The organism is Streptomyces sp. NPDC090741 (assembly GCF_044769045.1).
GTDB lineage: Bacteria > Actinomycetota > Actinomycetes > Streptomycetales > Streptomycetaceae > Streptomyces.
On record NZ_JBIVXF010000015.1, the window covers coordinates 129,151 to 147,146 of the forward strand.

The 17,996-nt window shown below is 72.3% G+C and carries 21 protein-coding genes; 10 read left to right on the top strand and 11 right to left on the bottom strand.

Going from position 1 to position 17,996, the window contains the following annotated elements:
• Positions 1–61 precede the first annotated feature (61 nt).
• The 5 genes from ACIQU4_RS32500 (at position 62) to ACIQU4_RS32520 (ending at position 3,425) form a co-directional block, all read left to right on the top strand.
• Positions 62–1,087, top strand: a complete 1,026-nt coding sequence (locus tag ACIQU4_RS32500) for a 6-phosphofructokinase (protein ID WP_403738377.1) — start codon at positions 62–64, stop codon at positions 1,085–1,087.
• A 92-nt stretch (positions 1,088–1,179) separates the two neighbouring features.
• Positions 1,180–2,142, top strand: a complete 963-nt coding sequence (locus ACIQU4_RS32505) for a cytochrome c oxidase assembly protein (RefSeq protein WP_403738379.1) — start codon at positions 1,180–1,182, stop codon at positions 2,140–2,142.
• 32 nt (positions 2,143–2,174) lie between these two features.
• A complete protein-coding gene (locus ACIQU4_RS32510; protein ID WP_403738381.1) occupies positions 2,175–2,333 on the top strand; it encodes a hypothetical protein in 159 nt (52 codons plus the stop codon).
• A 117-nt stretch (positions 2,334–2,450) separates the two neighbouring features.
• Positions 2,451–2,699 carry a DUF6328 family protein gene (locus tag ACIQU4_RS32515; RefSeq protein ID WP_403738612.1) on the top strand — a complete coding sequence of 83 codons (249 nt, stop codon included), beginning with the start codon at positions 2,451–2,453 and terminating at the stop codon, positions 2,697–2,699.
• A gap of 15 nt (positions 2,700–2,714) precedes the next feature.
• Entirely contained in the window at positions 2,715–3,425 is a 711-nt protein-coding gene (locus ACIQU4_RS32520) for a lysophospholipid acyltransferase family protein (RefSeq protein ID WP_403738384.1), read from the top strand.
• A 49-nt stretch (positions 3,426–3,474) separates the two neighbouring features.
• Here the strand turns inward: ACIQU4_RS32520 and ACIQU4_RS32525 are convergent, their stop codons facing one another.
• The 8 genes from ACIQU4_RS32525 to ACIQU4_RS32560 form a co-directional block, all read right to left on the bottom strand.
• On the bottom strand, positions 3,475–5,139 hold the full coding sequence (locus tag ACIQU4_RS32525) for an alpha/beta hydrolase (protein WP_403738387.1): 1,665 nt from the start codon (positions 5,137–5,139) through the stop codon (positions 3,475–3,477).
• Positions 5,140–5,347: 208 nt separating this feature from the next.
• Positions 5,348–6,076, bottom strand: a complete 729-nt coding sequence (locus ACIQU4_RS32530; protein ID WP_403738614.1) for an urease accessory protein UreD — start codon at positions 6,074–6,076, stop codon at positions 5,348–5,350.
• Positions 6,077–6,216: 140 nt separating this feature from the next.
• On the bottom strand, positions 6,217–6,903 hold the full coding sequence (gene ureG, locus ACIQU4_RS32535; protein WP_403738390.1) for an urease accessory protein UreG: 687 nt from the start codon (positions 6,901–6,903) through the stop codon (positions 6,217–6,219).
• Between the two features lie 38 nt (positions 6,904–6,941).
• Positions 6,942–7,616, bottom strand: a complete 675-nt coding sequence (locus ACIQU4_RS32540) for an urease accessory protein UreF (RefSeq protein WP_403738392.1) — start codon at positions 7,614–7,616, stop codon at positions 6,942–6,944.
• Between the two features lie 30 nt (positions 7,617–7,646).
• Positions 7,647–9,368 (bottom strand): urease subunit alpha, encoded by a 1,722-nt coding sequence (locus ACIQU4_RS32545; RefSeq protein WP_403738395.1) that lies wholly within the window; start codon positions 9,366–9,368, stop codon positions 7,647–7,649.
• Positions 9,361–9,672, bottom strand: a complete 312-nt coding sequence (locus ACIQU4_RS32550) for an urease subunit beta (RefSeq protein WP_030860667.1) — start codon at positions 9,670–9,672, stop codon at positions 9,361–9,363. Before ACIQU4_RS32550 ends, ACIQU4_RS32545 begins: the two co-directional genes overlap by 8 nt.
• 14 nt (positions 9,673–9,686) lie before the next feature.
• Complete coding sequence (locus ACIQU4_RS32555) at positions 9,687–9,989, bottom strand: urease subunit gamma (protein ID WP_030158263.1); 303 nt, start codon at positions 9,987–9,989, stop codon at positions 9,687–9,689.
• Between the two features lie 314 nt (positions 9,990–10,303).
• A complete protein-coding gene (locus ACIQU4_RS32560; protein ID WP_132758724.1) occupies positions 10,304–10,753 on the bottom strand; it encodes an ATP-binding protein in 450 nt (149 codons plus the stop codon).
• A 196-nt stretch (positions 10,754–10,949) separates the two neighbouring features.
• Between ACIQU4_RS32560 and ACIQU4_RS32565 the strand changes: the two genes are divergently transcribed.
• A complete protein-coding gene (locus ACIQU4_RS32565; protein WP_403738399.1) occupies positions 10,950–11,837 on the top strand; it encodes a helix-turn-helix domain-containing protein in 888 nt (295 codons plus the stop codon).
• Positions 11,838–11,849: 12 nt separating this feature from the next.
• A complete protein-coding gene (locus ACIQU4_RS32570; protein WP_134068303.1) occupies positions 11,850–12,080 on the top strand; it encodes a DUF397 domain-containing protein in 231 nt (76 codons plus the stop codon).
• Positions 12,081–12,084: 4 nt separating this feature from the next.
• On the opposite strand, the gene ACIQU4_RS32575 is transcribed toward ACIQU4_RS32570, so the two are convergent.
• Complete coding sequence (locus ACIQU4_RS32575; protein WP_403738402.1) at positions 12,085–13,257, bottom strand: 8-amino-7-oxononanoate synthase; 1,173 nt, start codon at positions 13,255–13,257, stop codon at positions 12,085–12,087.
• 156 nt (positions 13,258–13,413) lie between these two features.
• Between ACIQU4_RS32575 and bioB the strand changes: the two genes are divergently transcribed.
• Genes bioB through bioD form a run of 3 tightly spaced genes read left to right on the top strand, consistent with a single transcriptional unit; the run spans position 13,414 to position 16,694 of the window.
• Entirely contained in the window at positions 13,414–14,667 is a 1,254-nt protein-coding gene (bioB, locus tag ACIQU4_RS32580; RefSeq protein WP_403738404.1) for a biotin synthase BioB, read from the top strand.
• The gene (locus ACIQU4_RS32585; RefSeq protein WP_403738406.1) at positions 14,660–15,973 is read left to right on the top strand and encodes an adenosylmethionine--8-amino-7-oxononanoate transaminase; all 1,314 of its coding nucleotides are present in this window, start codon (positions 14,660–14,662) and stop codon (positions 15,971–15,973) included. Before bioB ends, ACIQU4_RS32585 begins: the two co-directional genes overlap by 8 nt.
• A gap of 1 nt (position 15,974) precedes the next feature.
• On the top strand, positions 15,975–16,694 hold the full coding sequence (bioD, locus tag ACIQU4_RS32590; protein WP_403738408.1) for a dethiobiotin synthase: 720 nt from the start codon (positions 15,975–15,977) through the stop codon (positions 16,692–16,694).
• Positions 16,695–16,763: 69 nt separating this feature from the next.
• On the opposite strand, the gene ACIQU4_RS32595 is transcribed toward bioD, so the two are convergent.
• Both ACIQU4_RS32595 and ACIQU4_RS32600 read right to left on the bottom strand, forming a co-directional pair.
• Positions 16,764–17,390, bottom strand: a complete 627-nt coding sequence (locus ACIQU4_RS32595; RefSeq protein WP_403738411.1) for a hypothetical protein — start codon at positions 17,388–17,390, stop codon at positions 16,764–16,766.
• A 139-nt stretch (positions 17,391–17,529) separates the two neighbouring features.
• On the bottom strand, positions 17,530–17,952 hold the full coding sequence (locus tag ACIQU4_RS32600; protein WP_403738412.1) for a GNAT family N-acetyltransferase: 423 nt from the start codon (positions 17,950–17,952) through the stop codon (positions 17,530–17,532).
• Positions 17,953–17,996 lie beyond the last annotated feature (44 nt).

Genomic DNA, 17,996 nt, shown 5'->3' on the forward strand with positions numbered 1-17,996 from the left:
GTAGTTCCAACCGGACGACGTGGTCCGGTCGTCGGCCCACGTTGCAAAGGTTCTTCCTGCCATGCGCATTGGTGTGCTCACTTCCGGCGGCGACTGCCCCGGCCTCAATGCCGTCATCCGCTCCGTCGTGCACCGCTCCGTCGTCGACCACGGCGACGAGGTCATCGGCTTCCACGACGGCTGGCGCGGCCTGCTGGAGTGCGACTACCGCAAGCTCGACCTCGACGCCGTGGCCGGCATCCTGGCCCGCGGCGGCACCATCCTCGGCTCCTCCCGGGTACAGCCCGCGCACCTGCGCGACGGCGTGGAGCGGGCCCGCGGGCACGTGGCCGACCTGGGCCTGGACGCCATCATCCCGATCGGCGGCGAGGGCACCCTGAAGGCCGCGAACCTGCTCTCGCGGGCCGGCCTGCCCATCGTCGGCGTCCCCAAGACCATCGACAACGACATCGCCTCGACGGACGTCACCTTCGGCTTCGACACCGCCGTCGGGGTCGCTACCGAGGCACTGGACCGGCTGAAGACCACCGCCGAGTCCCACCAGCGCGTGATGGTGGTGGAGGTCATGGGCCGCCACACCGGCTGGATCGCCCTGCACTCGGGCATGGCCGCCGGCGCGCACGCCATCGTCGTCCCGGAGCGCCCCTTCGACATCGACGAGCTGACGGCGATCGTCGGCGAGCGCTTCTCCGCGGGCAAGCGGTTCGCGATCGTCGTGGTCGCCGAGGGCGCCAAGCCGCGCTCCGGCTCCATGGACTTCCAGGAGGGCGGCACCGACCAGTACGGGCACGAGCGCTTCGCCGGCATCGGCAACCTGCTCGCGGTCGAGCTGGAGCGGCGCCTGGGCAAGGAGGCCCGTCCGGTCATCCTGGGCCACGTCCAGCGCGGCGGTACGCCGACCGCGTACGACCGGGTCCTGGCCACCCGTTTCGGCTGGCACGCGGTCGAGGCGGCGCACCGCGGCGAATTCGGGATGCTGACCGCGCTGCGCGGCACCGAGATCGAGATGGTCCCGCTCGCCGACGCCGTGCAGACCCTCAAGACGGTTCCGGCGGAACGGTACGCCGAGGCGCAGAACGTTCTGTGATGTTTCCCCCCTTCTGACCCTGCCCCCGGACGCGTTCGCCTCCGGGGGCGGCACTACTGTGGTGGGGCACCACGGGTCAAGGGAGTGAACAGATGGATCACAGCGGTCACGGCATGGACATGAACATGGACATGGACCTGCCGCCGTTCACTCTCGGGCGCGGGCTGGAGTTCTCCTTCGACGCGTTCTTCGTGATCGGCTCGCTGGTGGGCCTCGGCCTGTACGTGTGGGGCGTGCTGCGGCTGCGCCGCCGCGGGGACGCCTGGCCGCTGGGCCGGACCATCGCCTTCACCACGGGTGTGCTGACCGTCGCCCTGGTGATGTGCACCAAGCTAAACGACTACGGCATGGTCATGTTCAGCGTGCACATGGTCCAGCACATGGTCATCAGCATGCTCTCCCCGATCCTCCTGCTGCTGGGCGCGCCGGTGACGCTGGCGCTGCGCGCGCTGCCGCCCGCCGCACGGGGCGTCAAGGGACCGCGTGAGTTGCTGCTGATGCTGCTGCACAGCCGCTACATGAAGGTGATCACCCACCCGGTGTTCACGATCCCCCTGTTCATCGCCAGCCTCTACGCCCTCTACTTCACCCCGCTCTTCGACTTCCTGATGGAGAGCAAGGCCGGGCACATCGGCATGATGGTGCACTTCCTGGCCGTCGGCCTGATCTTCTTCTGGCCGATCATGGGCGTGGACCCGGGCCCGCACCGCCCCGGCTACGTGATGCGGATGCTGGAGCTCTTCGCCGGCATGCCGTTCCACGCGTTCTTCGGCATCGCGCTGATGATGGCGAGCGAGCCGATGATCAAGACGTACGCGAACCCGCCGGCCTCCCTCGGCATCGATCCGCTGCTCGACCAGCAGTGGGGCGGCGGCATCGCCTGGGCCTTCAGCGAGATCCCCTCGGTGCTGGTGCTGATCGCGCTGGTCTACCAGTGGTACCACTCCGAGCAGCGGGCGGCGAGGCGCTCCGACCGGGCCGCGGACCGCAACGGCGACCAGGAGCTGGAGGCGTACAACTCCTATCTCGCCTCGCTCCAAGCGCGTGGCCAGTAGCGCGGCGGCACCTTCGCGCGCGACCATGGGGCATGACCGGATCCGTTAAGGCGATGGCCGTGATGACCTTCGCCGCTCTGGTGGCCGTCGCCACGTACTCCGTGGCCCTCGGCAGCAACGGCTGGCTGTGGTTCGGCTGGGTGGTCCTCGGCCTGCTGACCGCCGGCATGGCCGCGTCCCGCAAAAGCTGAACCGGCGCCTCCGCACCTCCCCCACACCTCCCGCCCCAGCCGCCCCTCCCCAGGCCTGGCCCCTTTGGCCGATTCCGATCGGCCCTCACATGAACCCCCGGCAACGCCGTCCGTTCCATCAGGCAACGGAAGGACAAGACCCGGCTCGTGCACATCGCGGGGAGGCTCGCCCTGCGGGGCGTCCTGCTGCTGATGCCGGCGATGTCGGCGGCCGTACTCCTGGTCCTCAGCCTGGTCCTGAGCCTGTCGCAGGCCGGGCTGCCGGCCGGGCTGCTGGCCGCGGTGATCCTGTGCCGGCTGGTGGGATTCCGGTTCGCCATGCCCATCTGGCACGGTGTCCGGCACACTGACCTGACCCCCAGGTGAAGGGAAAATGCCCCGGTGTTCTACCAATTGCTCAAGCACGTGCTGCTCGGTCCGCTGCTCCGGCTGCTGTTCCGGCCGCGCATCGAGGGACTGGAGAACATCCCCGCGGAGGGAGCCGCGATCATCGCGGGCAACCACCTGTCGTTCTCCGACCACTTCCTGATGCCGGCCATCCTCAAACGCCGGATCACCTTCCTCGCGAAGGCCGAGTACTTCACCGGTCCCGGGGTGAAGGGACGGCTGACCGCGTTCTTCTTCCGCAGCGCCGGGCAGATCCCGGTGGACCGCTCCGGCAAGGACGCCGGGCAGGCCGCGCTGCGCGAGGGGCTCGGGGTACTGGCCAAGGGCGAGCTGCTGGGCATCTACCCGGAGGGCACCCGCTCGCACGACGGGCGGCTCTACAAGGGCAAGGTGGGCGTGGCCGCGATGGCGCTCGGGGCCGGGGTGCCCGTCGTACCGTGCGCGATGGTCGGCACCTTCGAGATCCAGCCGCCCGGGCAGAAGATCCCGAACATCCGGCGGGTGACCATCCGCTTCGGCAAGCCGCTGGAGTTCTCCCGGTACGACGGGATGGAGGGCGAGCGGGCCGTACTGCGGGCCGTCACCGACGAGATCATGTACGCGGTCCTCGGGCTGTCCGGCCAGGAGTACGTCGACCGGTACGCCGCCGAGGTCAAGGCGCAGGAGGAGGAAGCACGGAAGAAGGCCCGGCGCAAAACGCGCTGAGCCTTCTCCCGTGCCGTGCCCTACCGAGCCCCGCCGGGCTCTGCCGGCCTTAGCGGACGGCGGGCAGCTCCTCCAGCGCCGGGAGCGCCGAGGCCGGAGCCTTGGCCAGCGACTTCGCGGCGGCCGGGGCCGGGGGAACCGGCGTGGCGTGCGGACCGCACTTCACGTCCTTGGCGTCGACCTTGCCGGTCAGCAGGTAGGCGTCCACCCGGGTGTTGATGCAGGGGTTCACCAGGCTGGTGACACCGTGCGAGCCGGCGTTCTGCTCGGTGATCAGACGCGAGCCGGCCAGGCGGCGGTGCAGCTCGACGCCGCCCTCGTACGGCGTGGCCGCGTCACGCTCGGACTGGACGATCAGGACCGGCGGCAGACCGCGCTTGGCACCGACCTCGATCGGGTTGCTCTGCTTGGACTTCCAGGTCGCGCAGGGCAGGTTCATCCACGCGTTGGACCAGGTCAGGAACGGGTACTTCTCGTGCAGCTTGGAGTTGTCCCGGTCCCACTTGGCCCAGCTGGTCGGCCACTTGGCGTCGGCGCACTCGACCGCGGTGTAGACGGCGTTGCTGTTCTCGGACGCGGCGTTGCCCGCGGTGTCCGACATGTCCGGGGCGATGGCCTCGATCAGCGGCTTCTCGTCACCGGCGGCCCAGGCACTGAAGGCCTGCGCGACCGGGACCCACGAGGAGTCGTAGTACGGGGCGCCCTGGAAGAAGCCGATGAGCTCGTTCGGGCCGACGACGCCGCCGAGCGGGTTGGCCTTGGCCTGGGCCCGCAGCTGCTGGTACTTGGCCTCGACCTTGGCGCGGCTGTCGCCGAGGTGGAAGACGGAGTCGTACTTGGCGACCCAGTCCTGCCAGTCGTTCCAGCGCGTCTGGAAGGCGACGTCCTGGTCCAGGTTGGCCTGGTACCAGATGTTGTCGGTGTCCGGGTTGACCACGCTGTCGACGATCATGCGGCGCACGTGGGTCGGGAACAGCGTCGCGTAGACGCCGCCGAGGTAGGTGCCGTAGGAGACGCCGAGGTAGTTCAGCTTCTTCTCGCCGAGTGCGGCCCGGATGACGTCCAGGTCGCGCGCGGTGTTCGGCGTGGTCATGTGCGGCAGCATCTCGCCGCTGCGCTCCTTGCAGCCGTCCGCGTACTCTGCGGCGAGCTTGCGCTGGGCGCGCTTGTCCGCCTCGTTGGACGGGACCGGGTCGGCCTTGGGAGCCTTGACGAACTCCTGCGGGTCGATGCAGGAGATCGGGGCGGAGTGGCCGACACCGCGCGGGTCGAAGCCCACGAAGTCGTAGGCCTTGGAGGTGTTGACCCACAGCGGGCTCTTGGTGGTGACCCGGCGCGGGAAGCGCATGCCGGAGCCGCCGGGGCCGCCCGGGTTGTAGACGAGCGCGCCCTGGCGCTCTTCCTTGGTGCCGGTGTTGCCGATCCGGTCGACCGCGAGGTCGATGGTCTTGCCGAACGGCTTGGCGTAGTCCAGCGGGACCTTGACCCAGCCACACTGGATCGGGGCCTCGAAGCCCCAGTCGGCGGGGCAGTCCTTCCACTCGACCCCGGTGGCGGCGGCCCGGGCGGCGGCGAGCTGGACACCCAGCGCCTCCGGAAGCCCGTTGTTCTGGCTGGACGAAGCCGCGGCGGCCGGCGGGGCCAGCAGCAGGCCCGCAGCCAGCGCTCCGGTGATCAGAGTGGCAGCGCTCCCCAGCGCTGCAGTGCGTATCACGTGGTTGTTCCCCCTGCGTCAGATCCGGCCGGAAGAGGCCGGGTCGGTCGGGTCGTTCGGGTCGTTCGGGTCGTTCGGTCGAACAGGGGGATCCTTTCGCCTGACGTACACCTGACAACAGAGCGAGGTCGCGTTCTTTGCCAACCCGATAACCGGAAAGGCGTGTACCGCTGAGCGGTGTCCCATTCGTCCCAGGTTCGCTCAGCGATTACCAGCCGTACGTGAGACACGCCACGTCGAGTACCTCGCGCAGCCGCAGGGCGTCGGGCGCCAGAGCCGTCACGAGGACGGCGGGACCGGCCAGCGGAGTGACCGCCGCGAACTCCCCGAGCACCGCGGCCACCGGCGCCGATGTGGCGAACGCCGGGTCCACGACCAGGAGCTGACCGAGCGCCCGGTGGCCCGCGAGCCCCGCCGGGCCGTCCCAGCCGCCGGGCGCGCCCGGTCCGCAGGTCACCTCCTGGTCCAGCAGCGGGCTCCCGCCCCGGGTCACGGTGAGCCGGCTGCGCAGCAGGCCCGGCACCTCCCCCGAACGGCCCAGCACCTGCTCCTCGCGCAGCAGCAGCCGGGCCGTGGGCGCGAGTTCGGCGCGGGTGCGCACCCGCAGGTCGCTGCCGCGCACGGAGACCAGCGGCTCCGGCAGCCACCGCAGCGCCGCGTCCTCGGCCAGGGTCAGCCGTACGTCGTACCGCGCGGGCGCACCACCGCGCCCAGGCAGCGCCAGAGTGGCGGCCGCCGAGGCCAGGGCGAGGCGGGCCCCGGGGCCGGCGGCGGCCTCCACCGTGAGGTGGTCCCCGCCGAGCGGCGCGCTCATCGCGCCGACCAGCATCACGCCGGCCTCGGCGGGCGTGCCACGGGTGCGGCGCAGCGCGAGCGGCCCTTCCCCGGCCAGCAGCGGCAGGGCGGTTCCGCCCCGGCCGTCGGCGACGGCGGAGATCCGGGCGGTGGCCCGGACACCGGCCGGAGCCGAAGCCGGGGCGGGCCGTGCCGGGGCGGGTGGAGCCGGGGCGGGCGGGGCCAGACCGGGCGGAGCCGGGGCCGGCGGGGCGGCGGGAGGTGCGCCGGCCACCGTAGGACTCACCGGGCGGCCCAGACGGCGATCCGCTCGCGCACCCAGGCGGCCACCGGAGCCACGCCCTGCCCGCCGCGCAGCGACTGGAAGGCGACGGGGAGTTCGCCGCGCTGCTCGGCGGCGTCGCGGGCCATCCGGTCCAGGTCGGAGCCCACGTAGGGGGCGAGGTCGGTCTTGTTGACGACGAGCAGGTCGGCGGTGGTGACCCCGGGGCCGCCCTTGCGCGGGATGTCGTCGCCTCCCGCCACGTCGATGACGAAGATCTGGGCGTCGACGAGACCGCGGGAGAAGGTGGCGGTGAGGTTGTCGCCGCCGGACTCGATGAGGATCAGGTCGAGCGGACCGACCGTCTCCTCCAGCTCCTCCACCGCCTCCAGGTTGGCGGAGATGTCGTCGCGGATGGCGGTGTGCGGGCAGGCGCCGGTCTCGACCGCGCTGATCCGCTCGGGCGGCAGGACGGCCTCGCGGAGCAGGAACTCGGCGTCCTCCCGGGTGTAGATGTCATTGGTGACGACGGCCATGGACAGTTCGGCGCGCAGGGCGCGGCAGAGCGCGGCGACGGTGGCCGTCTTGCCGGAGCCGACGGGTCCGCCGAGTCCTATGCGCAGGGCGCGGCGCGTGCCGTCCGCCCGTACGGGCGCGGCGCTGTGGGTGTGGCGCTGGGGGTAGGTCACGCCGTGGTCGAGGTGCATGGGGAACTCCAAGGGGATGGGGGAGGCGGCCGGAGCCGTCAGGAGGCGAACAGCCGTACCGGCCAGTCGGCATGGAGCTCCGCCGCGATCTCCAGCAGTGGTGAGGAGGCCGCGGGCAGGGCGTCGGGGCCTGCCCGCCGGGCCCGGTCCGCGGCCTGCGCGGCCCGGCCGGAGACGGCGTCGAGCTCGGGGGCGAGGCGGGCCAGGACCCCGCTCGCCTCGAAGGGGTCCAGGCCGAGGAGGCGTACCGTCGCGGTCGCCGGTCCACTCACGCTCTCGTACGCCGCCACGTGCGCGGCCTCCAGCGGCCCGAGCCCGGCCGCCCGGGCGGTCAGCCCGAGCACCACCGGCTGGTGCGCCCCGCGCGGGAAGGCCGCGGCGAGCGCGTCGAGTTCGGGGGCGGGCCAGGTGGCCCGGGCGGCGCGCAGCAGCTGCCGGCCCAGCCGCCGGGCCGCGGTGCGCAGCGCGGGCGAGGGCGTGCGGGCGTCGGCGGCGGCGTCGAGGACCGCCGGGTCGAGCCCGAGGGCCGCGGCGGCGGCGAGTCCCGCGGCGGTGAGTCCGGCCGTGTGGAGCCGGCCGCGGCAGAACTCCTCCAGGGTGGCGGCGTCGTGGATCCGGCCGGCCTTGCAGGCGGCCTCGGCCCCGCCGGAGTGGGCGTGCCCGCCCGCGGGGAAGCGTCCGTCGGCGAGGACGAGCAGCGCGGCGAGGCTCATGGGGCCGCCGCCATCAGCAGGGGTTCCATGTCAGAAGAGGAAGTATCTCTGCGCCATGGGCAGTTCCGCGGCGGGCGCGGGCTCCACCACCTCGCCGTCGATGGTGACGGTGAACGTGTCGGCGTCGACCTCGACCCTCGGCATGGCGTCGTTGTTGCGCATGTCCGCCTTGCCCACCTTGCGGGTGCTCTCGATGGCCACGAACTGCTTGCCGAGTCCGAGCCGTTCGGGCAGCTCGTCGTCGAGCGCGGCCTGCGCGGTGAAGTTGACCGAGTTCAGCCCGGGGGCCCGGCCGTGACCGCCGAACATCGGGCGGGGCAGCACCGGCTGCGGGGTCGGGATGGAGGCGTTCGCGTCGCCCATCTGCGCGTAGGCGATCTGGCCGCCCTTGATGACCACTTCGGGCTTGACCCCGAAGAAGGCGGGTGTCCACAGCACGAGGTCGGCGAGCTTGCCGGTCTCCACCGAGCCGATCTCACGGGCGAGACCCTGGGCCACGGCAGGGTTGATCGTGTACTTGGCGACGTAGCGGCGGGCGCGGTGGTTGTCGGCCGGCCCGTCGCCGGGCAGGAAGCCGCGCCGCTTCTTCATCACGTGGGCGGTCTGCCAGGTGCGCAGCACGACCTCGCCGACGCGCCCCATGGCCTGGGCGTCGGAGGAGATGATCGAGATGGCGCCGAGGTCGTGCAGTACGTCCTCGGCGGCGATGGTCGAGGGCCGGATCCGGGACTCGGCGAAGGCCAGGTCCTCGGGGACCGCCGGGTTGAGGTGGTGGCAGACCATCAGCATGTCGAGGTGTTCCTCGATGGTGTTGACGGTGTGCGGCCGGGTCGGATTGGTGGAGCTGGGCAGGATGTTCGGCTCGGAGACCACGGTGATGATGTCGGGTGCGTGCCCGCCGCCCGCGCCCTCGGTGTGGTACGCGTGGATCGTCCGCCCGGCGATGGCCGCGAGGGTGTCGGCGACGAACCCGGCCTCGTTGAGGGTGTCGGTGTGAACGGCGACCTGGGCGCCGGTCTCTTCGCAGACGCTCAGGCAGGCGTCGATGACGGCGGGGGTGGCCCCCCAGTCCTCGTGGATCTTGAAGCCGAGGGCGCCGCCGCGCAGCTGGGAGTGCATGGCCTCGCGGGACATCGTGTTGCCCTTGCCCAGCAGGCCGATGTTGACGGGGTAGGACTCCAGGGCCGCGAACATCCGGGCGAGGTGCCAGGGTCCGGGCGTGACGGTGGTGGCCTTGGTGCCCTCGGCGGGGCCGGTGCCGCCGCCTACGAGGGTGGTGATGCCGGAGGCGAGGGCCTCGTCGATGACGGTCGGCGAGATGAAGTGCACGTGGGCGTCGATGGCGCCGGCCGTGACGATCTTCCCGTTGCCCGCGATGATCTCGGTCTCGGGGCCGATCACGAGGGCGGGGTCCACCCCGTCCATGGTGTCGGGGTTGCCGGCCTTCCCGATGCCGCAGATGCGGCCGTCGCGGATGCCGATGTCGGCCTTGACGATGCCCCAGTGGTCCAGGACGACGACTCCCGTGATCACGGTGTCGGGGGCGCCTTCGGCGCGCGTGGTCCGGGCCTGGCCCATGGACTCGCGGATCACCTTGCCGCCGCCGAACACGGCCTCGTCGCCGGAGCGTCCGGGGCCGCCGCTCAGGTCCCGCTCGATCTCGACGAAGAGGTCGGTGTCGGCGAGCCGGATGCGGTCGCCCGCGGTCGGCCCGAAGAGGTCGGCGTACGCGCGGCGGTCGAGCTCAGCCATCGAGCGGCCCTCCGGTCTCCCCGCGCAGGCCCGGTACGGTGCGCAGCCCGCCCAGCGGTACGAGTTCCACGGCGACCGGGATGCCCGGCTCGAAGCGCACGGCGGTGCCGGCGGCGATGTTGAGCCGCAGCCCGCGGGCCGCCGGGCGGTCGAAGTCGAGGCCGGGGTTGGCCTCGGCGAAGTGGTAGTGGGAGCCGACCTGGACGGGCCGGTCGGCGGCGTTGAGCACGGTGAGGCGGGTGACGGGCCGGCCCTCGTTGAGGCGCACCGGGCCGTCCCCGTGGACGATTTCGCCGGGGATCATGCGGGTTCTCCCCTTCAGACGATCGGTTCGTGGACGGTGACGAGCTTGGTGCCGTCCGGGAAGGTCGCCTCGACCTGGACGTCGTGGATCATCTCGGGGATCCCCTCCATCACCTCGGCGCGGCCGAGCACCGTGCGGCCGGAGGCCATGAGCTCGGCCACGGTCCGCCCGTCGCGGGCCCCTTCGAGGATGTGCGAGGTGATCAGCGCGATCGCCTCGGGGTGGTTGAGGAGGACGCCGCGCGCCTTGCGCTTCTCGGCCACGTCCGCGGCCACGTGGATGAGCAGCCGTTCCTGCTCGTGCGGTGTCAGTTGCACTCGTATCACCAAGCTTCCAGGACCATGTCAGCGTCGAGCCGGGCCGACCCTAGCGGCCTTCAACACTTTGTTGACCTGCACGTATCCGGGCCAAGCGTCTCTTGCCCAACGCAGGGGAAGGCTTTCCGTCCCGAGCACCGGCCCTTTGCCGAAGGATGGGTGATCATTGACGGACGGCCGTGGCCGCAACGCTAGGCGCCGCGTTTTTCCGCCGCGTTAACCCACGTTTCAGGGAAGCACTCGGTTCAACTCCCGGGCCGCCCACACCCGGTTCCGTATACGGACACCCAGGGGGAACTGCGACCCAGGGGGGATCAACAGCCGGAGACGCTCTTCGCGGGGGCTCCGACGGGCCAGGGGAGAGCGATCCAGACGGTCTTGCCGCCGTCCTCGGTGGGGCTGACCGAGAGCCGGCCACCCGCTTCGGCGGTGAGCCAGCGGATGATGACCATCCCCCGGCCGTTGTCCTGCTGCACGGCGGCCGGGAGGCGCCTGGGCCAGCGCGGGTGACTGTCGGTCACCCCGACGCGGAGCCACTCCCCGCGCTCCAGGCGGACGTCGACGGTGAAGGTCGGCGACTGGCCGAACGTGTGCTGGACGGCGTTGGTGGCAAGCTCCGAGACGATCAGCCGGACGCTGTCCGCGGTGTCGGCCTCGTCGGGCAGTCCCCATTCACCGAGCACCTCCGCGACGTAGCGGCGGGCGGTGGCGACCGAGGCGGGATCGCTCGGCAGAGTGACGGATGCTTCCTGGTGGTCTGCCATGGAGACGGTCCCTTTCCCACCGGGGCGAACCGCCCCGGATCTGTGCTGGACGCCAGAGTGCCACCCATCGTCCCGTCGAAGCGGCCGTTCTCCCAAGATATGCATATATCTGTCGCTCAATGCAGTGAACTCTGCTACGGAAGAGCGTATTTGGACGGCAGACTGGTGCGAGCTGTGCCGGTGGAAGGAGGCGGGTATGCAGCACGGTCCCGCGGTGCGCCGGCGCAAGCTCGGCGAGGAACTGCGCGCCCTGCGCGACCGGACCGGACTCACCAGTGGTGAGGCCGCCCGGATCGCGGGGTGGCACCAGTCGAAAATCAGCCGCATCGAGACAGGGCGCAGTGGCGTGAAACCGGAGGACATCCGCCTCCTCCTCGATGTGTACGGAAAGGTCGTCAGCCCCGAGCAGCGGGCGCTGCTGGAGGCCCTGTCGGCCTCGGCGGCGGGACCCGCAGCGGGCGGGGGCGAGGCCGGGCGCGGCCGCCAGTGGTGGCACGACTACCGGGGCCTGCTGCCCCAGGAGTACCGGGACTTCATCAGCCTGGAGGCGAGCGCCCGTTCGGCCCGTACGGTCGAGCTCTCCGTGGTGCCGGGCCTCTTGCAGACCCCGGAGTACGCGCGGGCGGTGACCCGGGCCGCGCTGGGCGGGCTGCCGGAGCCCAAGGTGGACGCGCTGGTCGACGTACGGCTGGCCCGGCAGTCGGTGCTGCGGGCGGATCCGCCGCTGGAGCTGAGCGCCGTACTGGACGAGGCGGTGCTGCGGCGTCAGATCGGCGGGCCCGGGGTGATGGCGGCGCAGCTGCGGCACCTGGTGCAGGTGGCCCGGTTGCCCCAAGTGCGGCTGCAGGTACTGCCGTTCAGCGTGGGGGGCCATCTCGGCCTGACAGGACCGTTCGTTATTTTCTCATTTCCGAACATCGCCGATCTGGATGTGGTGGTACTCGACCATTTGACGAGTAGCCTCTACCTGGAGCGGAAGGAAGACCTTGAGGCGTACAGCGCCGCATTCCGCACCATCCAGGCGCACGCCCTACCGCCCCAGGACTCGTCGGATCTCATCAGCTCACTCGCTGACGACGCGTAAGGAGGCACCCCCGTGTCCGCAACCCCCCTCTCCACCAGCGGACTTCTGATCAGCGCGCGGTGGCGGCGGAGCAGCCGCAGCACCGGAATGAACAACTGCGTGGAAACCGCCGTCCTCGGTGGCGGCGGCCTGCTGGCCGTCCGCGACTCGAAGCGGACGGACGGCCCGGCCGTGCTCTTCACCGAGCCGGCCTGGAACGGCTTCCTCGCAGCAGTACGGGCAGACGTGGACGTACTCGCGTGAGGCCCTAGCAGTCCGTGGCTCCGGCCGGGGCGGTCTTCAGGATCGTCTCGACGGCCCGGTCGATCTCGTCCCCCGTGAGATCGGCCCGTGCGGTCAGCCGCAGCCGGGAGATGCCGTCCGGCACGGACGGCGGACGGAAGCACCCCACGGACAGACCTGCCTCGCGGCAGTCGGCGGCCCAGCGCAGTGCCGCCGCGGCCGACGGGGCCCGTACCGACACCACGGCCGCGTCCGGCCGGGCCGCGGTCAGGCCGGACGCGGTGAGCCGCCCGTACAGCCGGTCGGCCACCTCGCGGGCCCGGCCGGCGCGCTCCGGCTCCCGCCGGAGCAGACGCAGGCTCGCCAGCGCCGCGCCCGCGGCGGCCGGGGCCAGCCCGGTGTCGAAGATGAACGTCCGGGCGGTGTTGACCAGGTGCCGGATCACCTTGGCCGGACCGAGCACGGCCCCGCCCTGGCTGCCCAGGGACTTCGAGAGCGTGAGGGTGGCGACCACCCCGGGCGCGCCCGCGAGGCCGGCGGCGTGCAGGGCCCCCCGGCCGCCCTCCCCCAGGACTCCCAGCCCGTGCGCGTCGTCCACGACCAGGGCCGCGCCCCGCTCCCGGCAGGCGGCCGCGTACGCGGCGAGCGGGGCGGCGTCCCCGTCCACGGAGAACACCGAGTCGCTGACCAGCAGCGCGCGGCCCTCGTGCGTGGCGAGCGCCTTGCGCGCGGCTTCCGGATCGGAGTGCGGGATCACTTCGATCCCGGCGCGCGAGAGCCGGCAGCCGTCGACGATCGAGGCGTGGTTGCCCGCGTCGGAGACGACGAGCGTGCCGCGGTCGCCGAGCGCCGTGACGGCCGCCAGGTTGGCGGCGTACCCGGAGGACAGGACGAGCGCGGCCTCGAATCCGCAGAACGCCGCGAGCTCCCGCTCGAGCTCCGCATGAAGCTCGGTCGTACCGGTCACCAGGCGTGATCCAGTGGCCCCGGCCCCCCACCGCTCGGCCGCCTCGCGCGCGCCGCGTACGGTCTCGGGGTGGCGGGACAGGCCGAGGTAGTCGTTGCTCGCGAGGTCCAGCAGCGGCGAGGAGGCCGGACGGGGGCGCAGCGTCCGGACGAGTCCGGCCTGCTCACGGGCCCGCTCCGCGTCGTCGATCCAGGCGAACACGTCATCGGGCTCGGGGCTGTGCTGGCTCATCGGCGGGTCCTCGTTTTTTGTCGGCAGTCCACAGACCTGCCTGACCCTAACGGCCGTCACTTGAGTGCCAGGTGTGGCGATCCACACACTCCGTTCCGGCCATGTTGTGCGATCTCTCCTTGGCCGGGAGTGCTCGTGTAGTCCAGGATCGGCCTCATGGACCTGCTGAACACCCTGGTGGACAAGGGGCTGCGGCGCGAGCTGCCGACCCGCGAAGAGGCGCTTGCCGTACTGGCGACCTCTGACGACGAACTGCTCGACGTGGTGGCCGCGGCCGGCAAGGTGCGCCGCCAGTGGTTCGGGCGTCGGGTCAAGCTGAACTACCTGGTCAACCTGAAGTCCGGGCTCTGCCCCGAGGACTGCTCCTACTGCTCCCAGCGGCTGGGATCGAAGGCGGAGATCCTCAAGTACACGTGGCTCAAACCGGAGGAGGCCTCGCAGGCCGCCGCGGCCGGTGTCGCGGGCGGCGCGAAGCGCGTGTGCCTGGTGGCGAGCGGGCGCGGCCCGACGGACCGCGACGTCGAGCGGGTCGGCAGGACGATCGAGGCGATCAAGGAGCAGAACGAGGGCGTCGAGGTGTGCGCGTGCCTCGGCCTCCTCGCGGAGGGCCAGGCCGAGCGCCTGAAGGACGCGGGCGCCGATGCCTACAACCACAACCTGAACACCTCCGAGGCCACGTACGGCCAGATCACCAAGACCCATACCTACGCGGACCGGGTCGACACGGTGCAGAAGGCGCACGCGGCGGGCCTGTCCGCCTGCTCGGGCCTCATCGCGGGCATGGGCGAGAGCGACGAGGACCTGGTCGACGTCGTCTACTCGCTGCGCGAGCTGGACTCGGACTCGGTGCCGGTCAACTTCCTGATCCCGTTCGAGGGCACCCCGCTGGCCAAGGAGTGGAACCTCACCCCGCAGCGCTGCCTGCGGATCCTGGCGATGGTGCGCTTCGTCTGCCCCGACGTGGAGGTCCGGATCGCCGGCGGCCGCGAGGTGCACCTGCGCTCGATGCAGCCGCTCGCACTGCACATCGCCAACTCCATCTTCCTCGGCGACTACCTCACCAGTGAGGGCCAGGCGGGCCAGGCCGACCTCGACATGATCGCGGACGCCGGTTTCGAGGTGGAGGGCGCCGGTACGACGACCCTGCCGGCGCACCGTGCGGACGCGTTGGCGGCGGCCAGGGCCGCGGCAGGCCAGGGACCGTGCGGCTCCTCGGCGGCCGAGGCCGGCTGCGGTTCGGCGTGCGGCGGCTGCTCGGGCCACGAGGCCGTCCCGGCACAGGCGGCGGTCGCGGCGGCGGCCCCCGTGCCCGCCGGGGCACAGGCCCAGGCTCCGGCCGGCGAGGTCCGCTCGGACCTGGTGGCGGTCCGCCGCCGGGGCGCGGGAACGGACCTCGCGCCCAATGCCTGACCAGCACCACTCGCTGCCGGCCGCGGAACTGCTCGCGCTGGACCGGCAGCACGTCTGGCACCCGTACGGTCCGATGCCCGGGCGGCAGGAGCCCCTGGTGGTCTCCTCCGCCTCGGGGGTCCGGCTGCGGCTGGCCGAGCCTTCGCAGGGGCAGGACGAGCTGGTCGACGGCATGTCCTCCTGGTGGTCGGCGATCCACGGGTACAACCACCCGGCGCTGAACGAGGCCGTGACCGACCAACTCGGCCGGATGTCGCACGTGATGTTCGGCGGGCTCACCCACGAGCCCGCCGTCCGCCTCGCCGCCCGGCTGGTCGAGATCACCCCGCCCGGCCTGGAGCACGTCTTCCTCGCCGACTCGGGGTCGGTCTCGGTCGAGGTCGCGGTGAAGATGTGCCTCCAGTACTGGCGTTCCATCGGCCGGTCCGGCAAGACCAGGCTGCTGACCTGGCGCGGCGGCTACCACGGGGACACCTGGACGCCGATGGGCGTCTGCGACCCCGAGGGCGGCATGCACGAGCTCTGGTCGGGGATCCTCCCGCAGCAGCTCTTCGCGGACATCCCGCCGAGCGGGTTCGACGCACCCGTGGATCCCGCGTACGTCGACCACCTGCGCTCCCTGCTCTCCGCCCACGCGGACGAGCTGGCCGCGGTGATCGTGGAACCGGTGGTCCAGGGCGCGGGCGGCATGCGCTTCCACAACCCGGGGTACCTGCGGGTGCTGCGCGAACTGTGCGACGAGTACGACGTCCTGCTCGTCCTGGACGAGATCGCGACGGGCTTCGGCCGCACCGGCGCCCTGTTCGCGGCCGACCACGCCGGGATCACCCCGGACGTGATGTGCCTCGGCAAGTCCCTGACCGGCGGCTACCTCACGCTGGCCGCCACCTTGTGCACGGAGCGGGTGGCGAACGGGATCTCCCGGGGCGCCGTCCCGATCCTCGCCCACGGGCCGACGTTCATGGGCAACCCCCTCGCCACGGCCGTGGCGCTGGCCTCGATCGACCTGCTCCTCGGGCAGGACTGGCAGCGCGAGGTCAAGCGCATCGGGGCGGGCCTGCTGGAGGGCCTGGCTCCGGCGTGGGAGCTGCCCGGTGTGCGGGACGTACGGGTCCTGGGCGCGATCGGCGTGGTCCAGCTGACGCACGAGGTGGACGTGGCCGCGGCGACCCGGGCCGCGGTCCGCGAAGGCGTGTGGGTACGTCCGTTCCGGGACCTGATCTACGTGATGCCGCCGTTCGTCACGGACGACGCCGACGTGGCCCGCATCTGCCGTGCGGTGTGCGCGGCCGCGCAGGAGGGCTGACATGACGGTACTGGTGGTCTCGGGCACGGGCACGGAGATCGGCAAGACGGTGGTCACGGCGGCGGTCGCGGCCGCCGCCGTGGCGGCGGGCCGCTCGGTGGCGGTGCTGAAGCCGGCTCAGACGGGCATGGAACCCGGCGCTCCGGGCGATGCGGCGGAGGTGGTCCGCCTGGCCGGGCCGACGGTCACGGCGGTGGAACTGGCCCGCTATCCGGAGCCGTTGGCCCCCGACACGGCGGCCCGCCGGGCCGGCCTGCCGACGCTCTCCCCGACGGAGATCGCGGAGGCGGCGCGGGACCTGTCCGGCTCCCACGACCTGGTCCTGGTGGAGGGGGCGGGCGGGCTGCTGGTCCGCTTCGACGAGGACGGCCACACCCTGGCCGACGCGGCCCGCCTGCTCGACGCCCCGGTCCTGGTGGTCACCCCGCCGGCCCTCGGCACCCTCAACTCGACGACCCTGACGGCGGAAGCCCTCCGGGCCCGGGGGCTCAAGGCGCCGGGCGTGGTCATCGGCAGCTGGCCGGCGGAGCCGGACCTGGCCTGCCGCTGCAACCTGGCGGACCTGCCGTCGTCCTCGGGGCTCCCGCTGTTGGGCGTCGTGCCCGCGGCCTCGGGATCCCTTTCCCCGGAGTCCTTCCGCGCGGCGGCCCCGACGTGGCTCTCCGCCGCCCTGTCGGGCACCTGGTCCCCGGAGTCCTTCCTGAGGACCTGGCAGCCCTGATCCGATACCCGGACCGGTCAGGTCCGGCGGCGCCGTCCGGCCCGCCGGGCCTTGCCGTTCGCGGGGCGTTCAGTGGCCGCCGCGCGGCTCGTGGCAGCCGCCCTCCATGTAGACGCCGTGCGCCTGCACGCTCACCGGCGGCCTCACATGACCCGTCACGCACGGCCCGCTCTCCGGAATCGACAGGACGAACGAGAGGTTGCCCGTGCTCGACGCGTCCACGTCTCCCGTCTCCACCTTGTAGCCCATCCCGGTCAGGAGCCCGCTGAGCTCCTGCGCCGTCCGCGGTGCGCCCTTCCCGTCGGAGCCGCCCAGCGCCGCCTTGATCCGTGCGGCGTGCGCGTCGCCGCGGCACTGGGCGGCGGGCGTGAGCGCGGCCTGGTTCTTGTACGCGTGGTTCTCCGCGTACTTGCGCGCCGCGGGGTCCGTGGGCAGGTCGTCCGGTGCGGCCGACGAGGTCGGCGCCACGCTCGCCTTGCCCTCGCACAGCGCGGCCACCTCCGGGAAGAGCTTGTCGTGGCGGACCACCGCGGCCGCCGCCTGGGCGGCGTGGTCCGTGCTCTGGCCGGGCGTCGGCACCGGGGACGGGTCCGCGACCGGGCCGCTCCCGGCCACCGTGGTGCCGCAGGCCGTCATGACGAGCATTCCGGCGGCGAGCAGCACGGCGCGGGCGGGGGTGGTCGTACGGGATGTCACCGGGTCTCCACTTCCTGGGGCGGTCCCCAGCGGCCGGGGCGCATGATCGGATCACCCGATTGTCGTCACGACACGGCCCCGAACTCCTGAGTACGCGTACTCAGCCGACCGCCGGCTTCGGTTCTGCCCACCCGAGCCCTCAGCCCAGCGGCTTGACCCAGCGGGTCCACTGGTCCCCGGGGTGGTACCCGCCGGCGGCCCATGCCCCGTGCGCCCGCTCGTTGCGGTCCAGCACCATCGCATCGGCGCGCCGTCCGCCGAGCTCGCGGAACCGCTCCTCCGCGGCGGCCAGCAGCGCCGACCCGACGCCCTGGCGGCGGCGGTCCGGGTGCACCGCGAGCCGGTACAGGTGGCAGCGCCAGCCGTCGAAGCCCGCGATCACGGTGCCGACCAGTTCGCCCTCGCGCCGGGCGAGCAGCAGGGCGTGCGGATCGCGGGCGTGGAGGCGCTCGACCCCGGCGAGGTCGTCGCTGATACTCGTTCCCTCGGCGGCCGTCTTCCAGAAGTCGAGCACGGCGGTGAGATCAGCGGCGGACGCGGGACCGATATGAAGATCACTCATGGCCGGATCCCATCATCCGGTTGCGCTCCGCCAAAAGAATGATC

Excerpts from the sequence above, each read along its gene's own strand:
- ACIQU4_RS32500 (WP_403738377.1), top strand. The coding sequence starts at position 62 with ATGCGCATTGGTGTGCTCACTTCCGGCGGCGACTGCCCCGGCCTCAAT.
- ACIQU4_RS32505 (WP_403738379.1), top strand. The coding sequence starts at position 1,180 with ATGGATCACAGCGGTCACGGCATGGACATGAACATGGACATGGACCTG.
- ACIQU4_RS32510 (WP_403738381.1), top strand. The coding sequence starts at position 2,175 with ATGACCGGATCCGTTAAGGCGATGGCCGTGATGACCTTCGCCGCTCTG.
- ureG (WP_403738390.1), bottom strand. The coding sequence starts at position 6,903 with ATGCACCTCGACCACGGCGTGACCTACCCCCAGCGCCACACCCACAGC.
- ACIQU4_RS32540 (WP_403738392.1), bottom strand. The coding sequence starts at position 7,616 with ATGAGCCTCGCCGCGCTGCTCGTCCTCGCCGACGGACGCTTCCCCGCG.
- ACIQU4_RS32545 (WP_403738395.1), bottom strand. The coding sequence starts at position 9,368 with ATGGCTGAGCTCGACCGCCGCGCGTACGCCGACCTCTTCGGGCCGACC.
- ACIQU4_RS32550 (WP_030860667.1), bottom strand. The coding sequence starts at position 9,672 with ATGATCCCCGGCGAAATCGTCCACGGGGACGGCCCGGTGCGCCTCAAC.
- ACIQU4_RS32560 (WP_132758724.1), bottom strand. The coding sequence starts at position 10,753 with ATGGCAGACCACCAGGAAGCATCCGTCACTCTGCCGAGCGATCCCGCC.
- ACIQU4_RS32565 (WP_403738399.1), top strand. The coding sequence starts at position 10,950 with ATGCAGCACGGTCCCGCGGTGCGCCGGCGCAAGCTCGGCGAGGAACTG.
- ACIQU4_RS32575 (WP_403738402.1), bottom strand. The coding sequence starts at position 13,257 with ATGAGCCAGCACAGCCCCGAGCCCGATGACGTGTTCGCCTGGATCGAC.
- bioB (WP_403738404.1), top strand. The coding sequence starts at position 13,414 with ATGGACCTGCTGAACACCCTGGTGGACAAGGGGCTGCGGCGCGAGCTG.
- ACIQU4_RS32585 (WP_403738406.1), top strand. The coding sequence starts at position 14,660 with ATGCCTGACCAGCACCACTCGCTGCCGGCCGCGGAACTGCTCGCGCTG.
- bioD (WP_403738408.1), top strand. The coding sequence starts at position 15,975 with ATGACGGTACTGGTGGTCTCGGGCACGGGCACGGAGATCGGCAAGACG.
- ACIQU4_RS32600 (WP_403738412.1), bottom strand. The coding sequence starts at position 17,952 with ATGAGTGATCTTCATATCGGTCCCGCGTCCGCCGCTGATCTCACCGCC.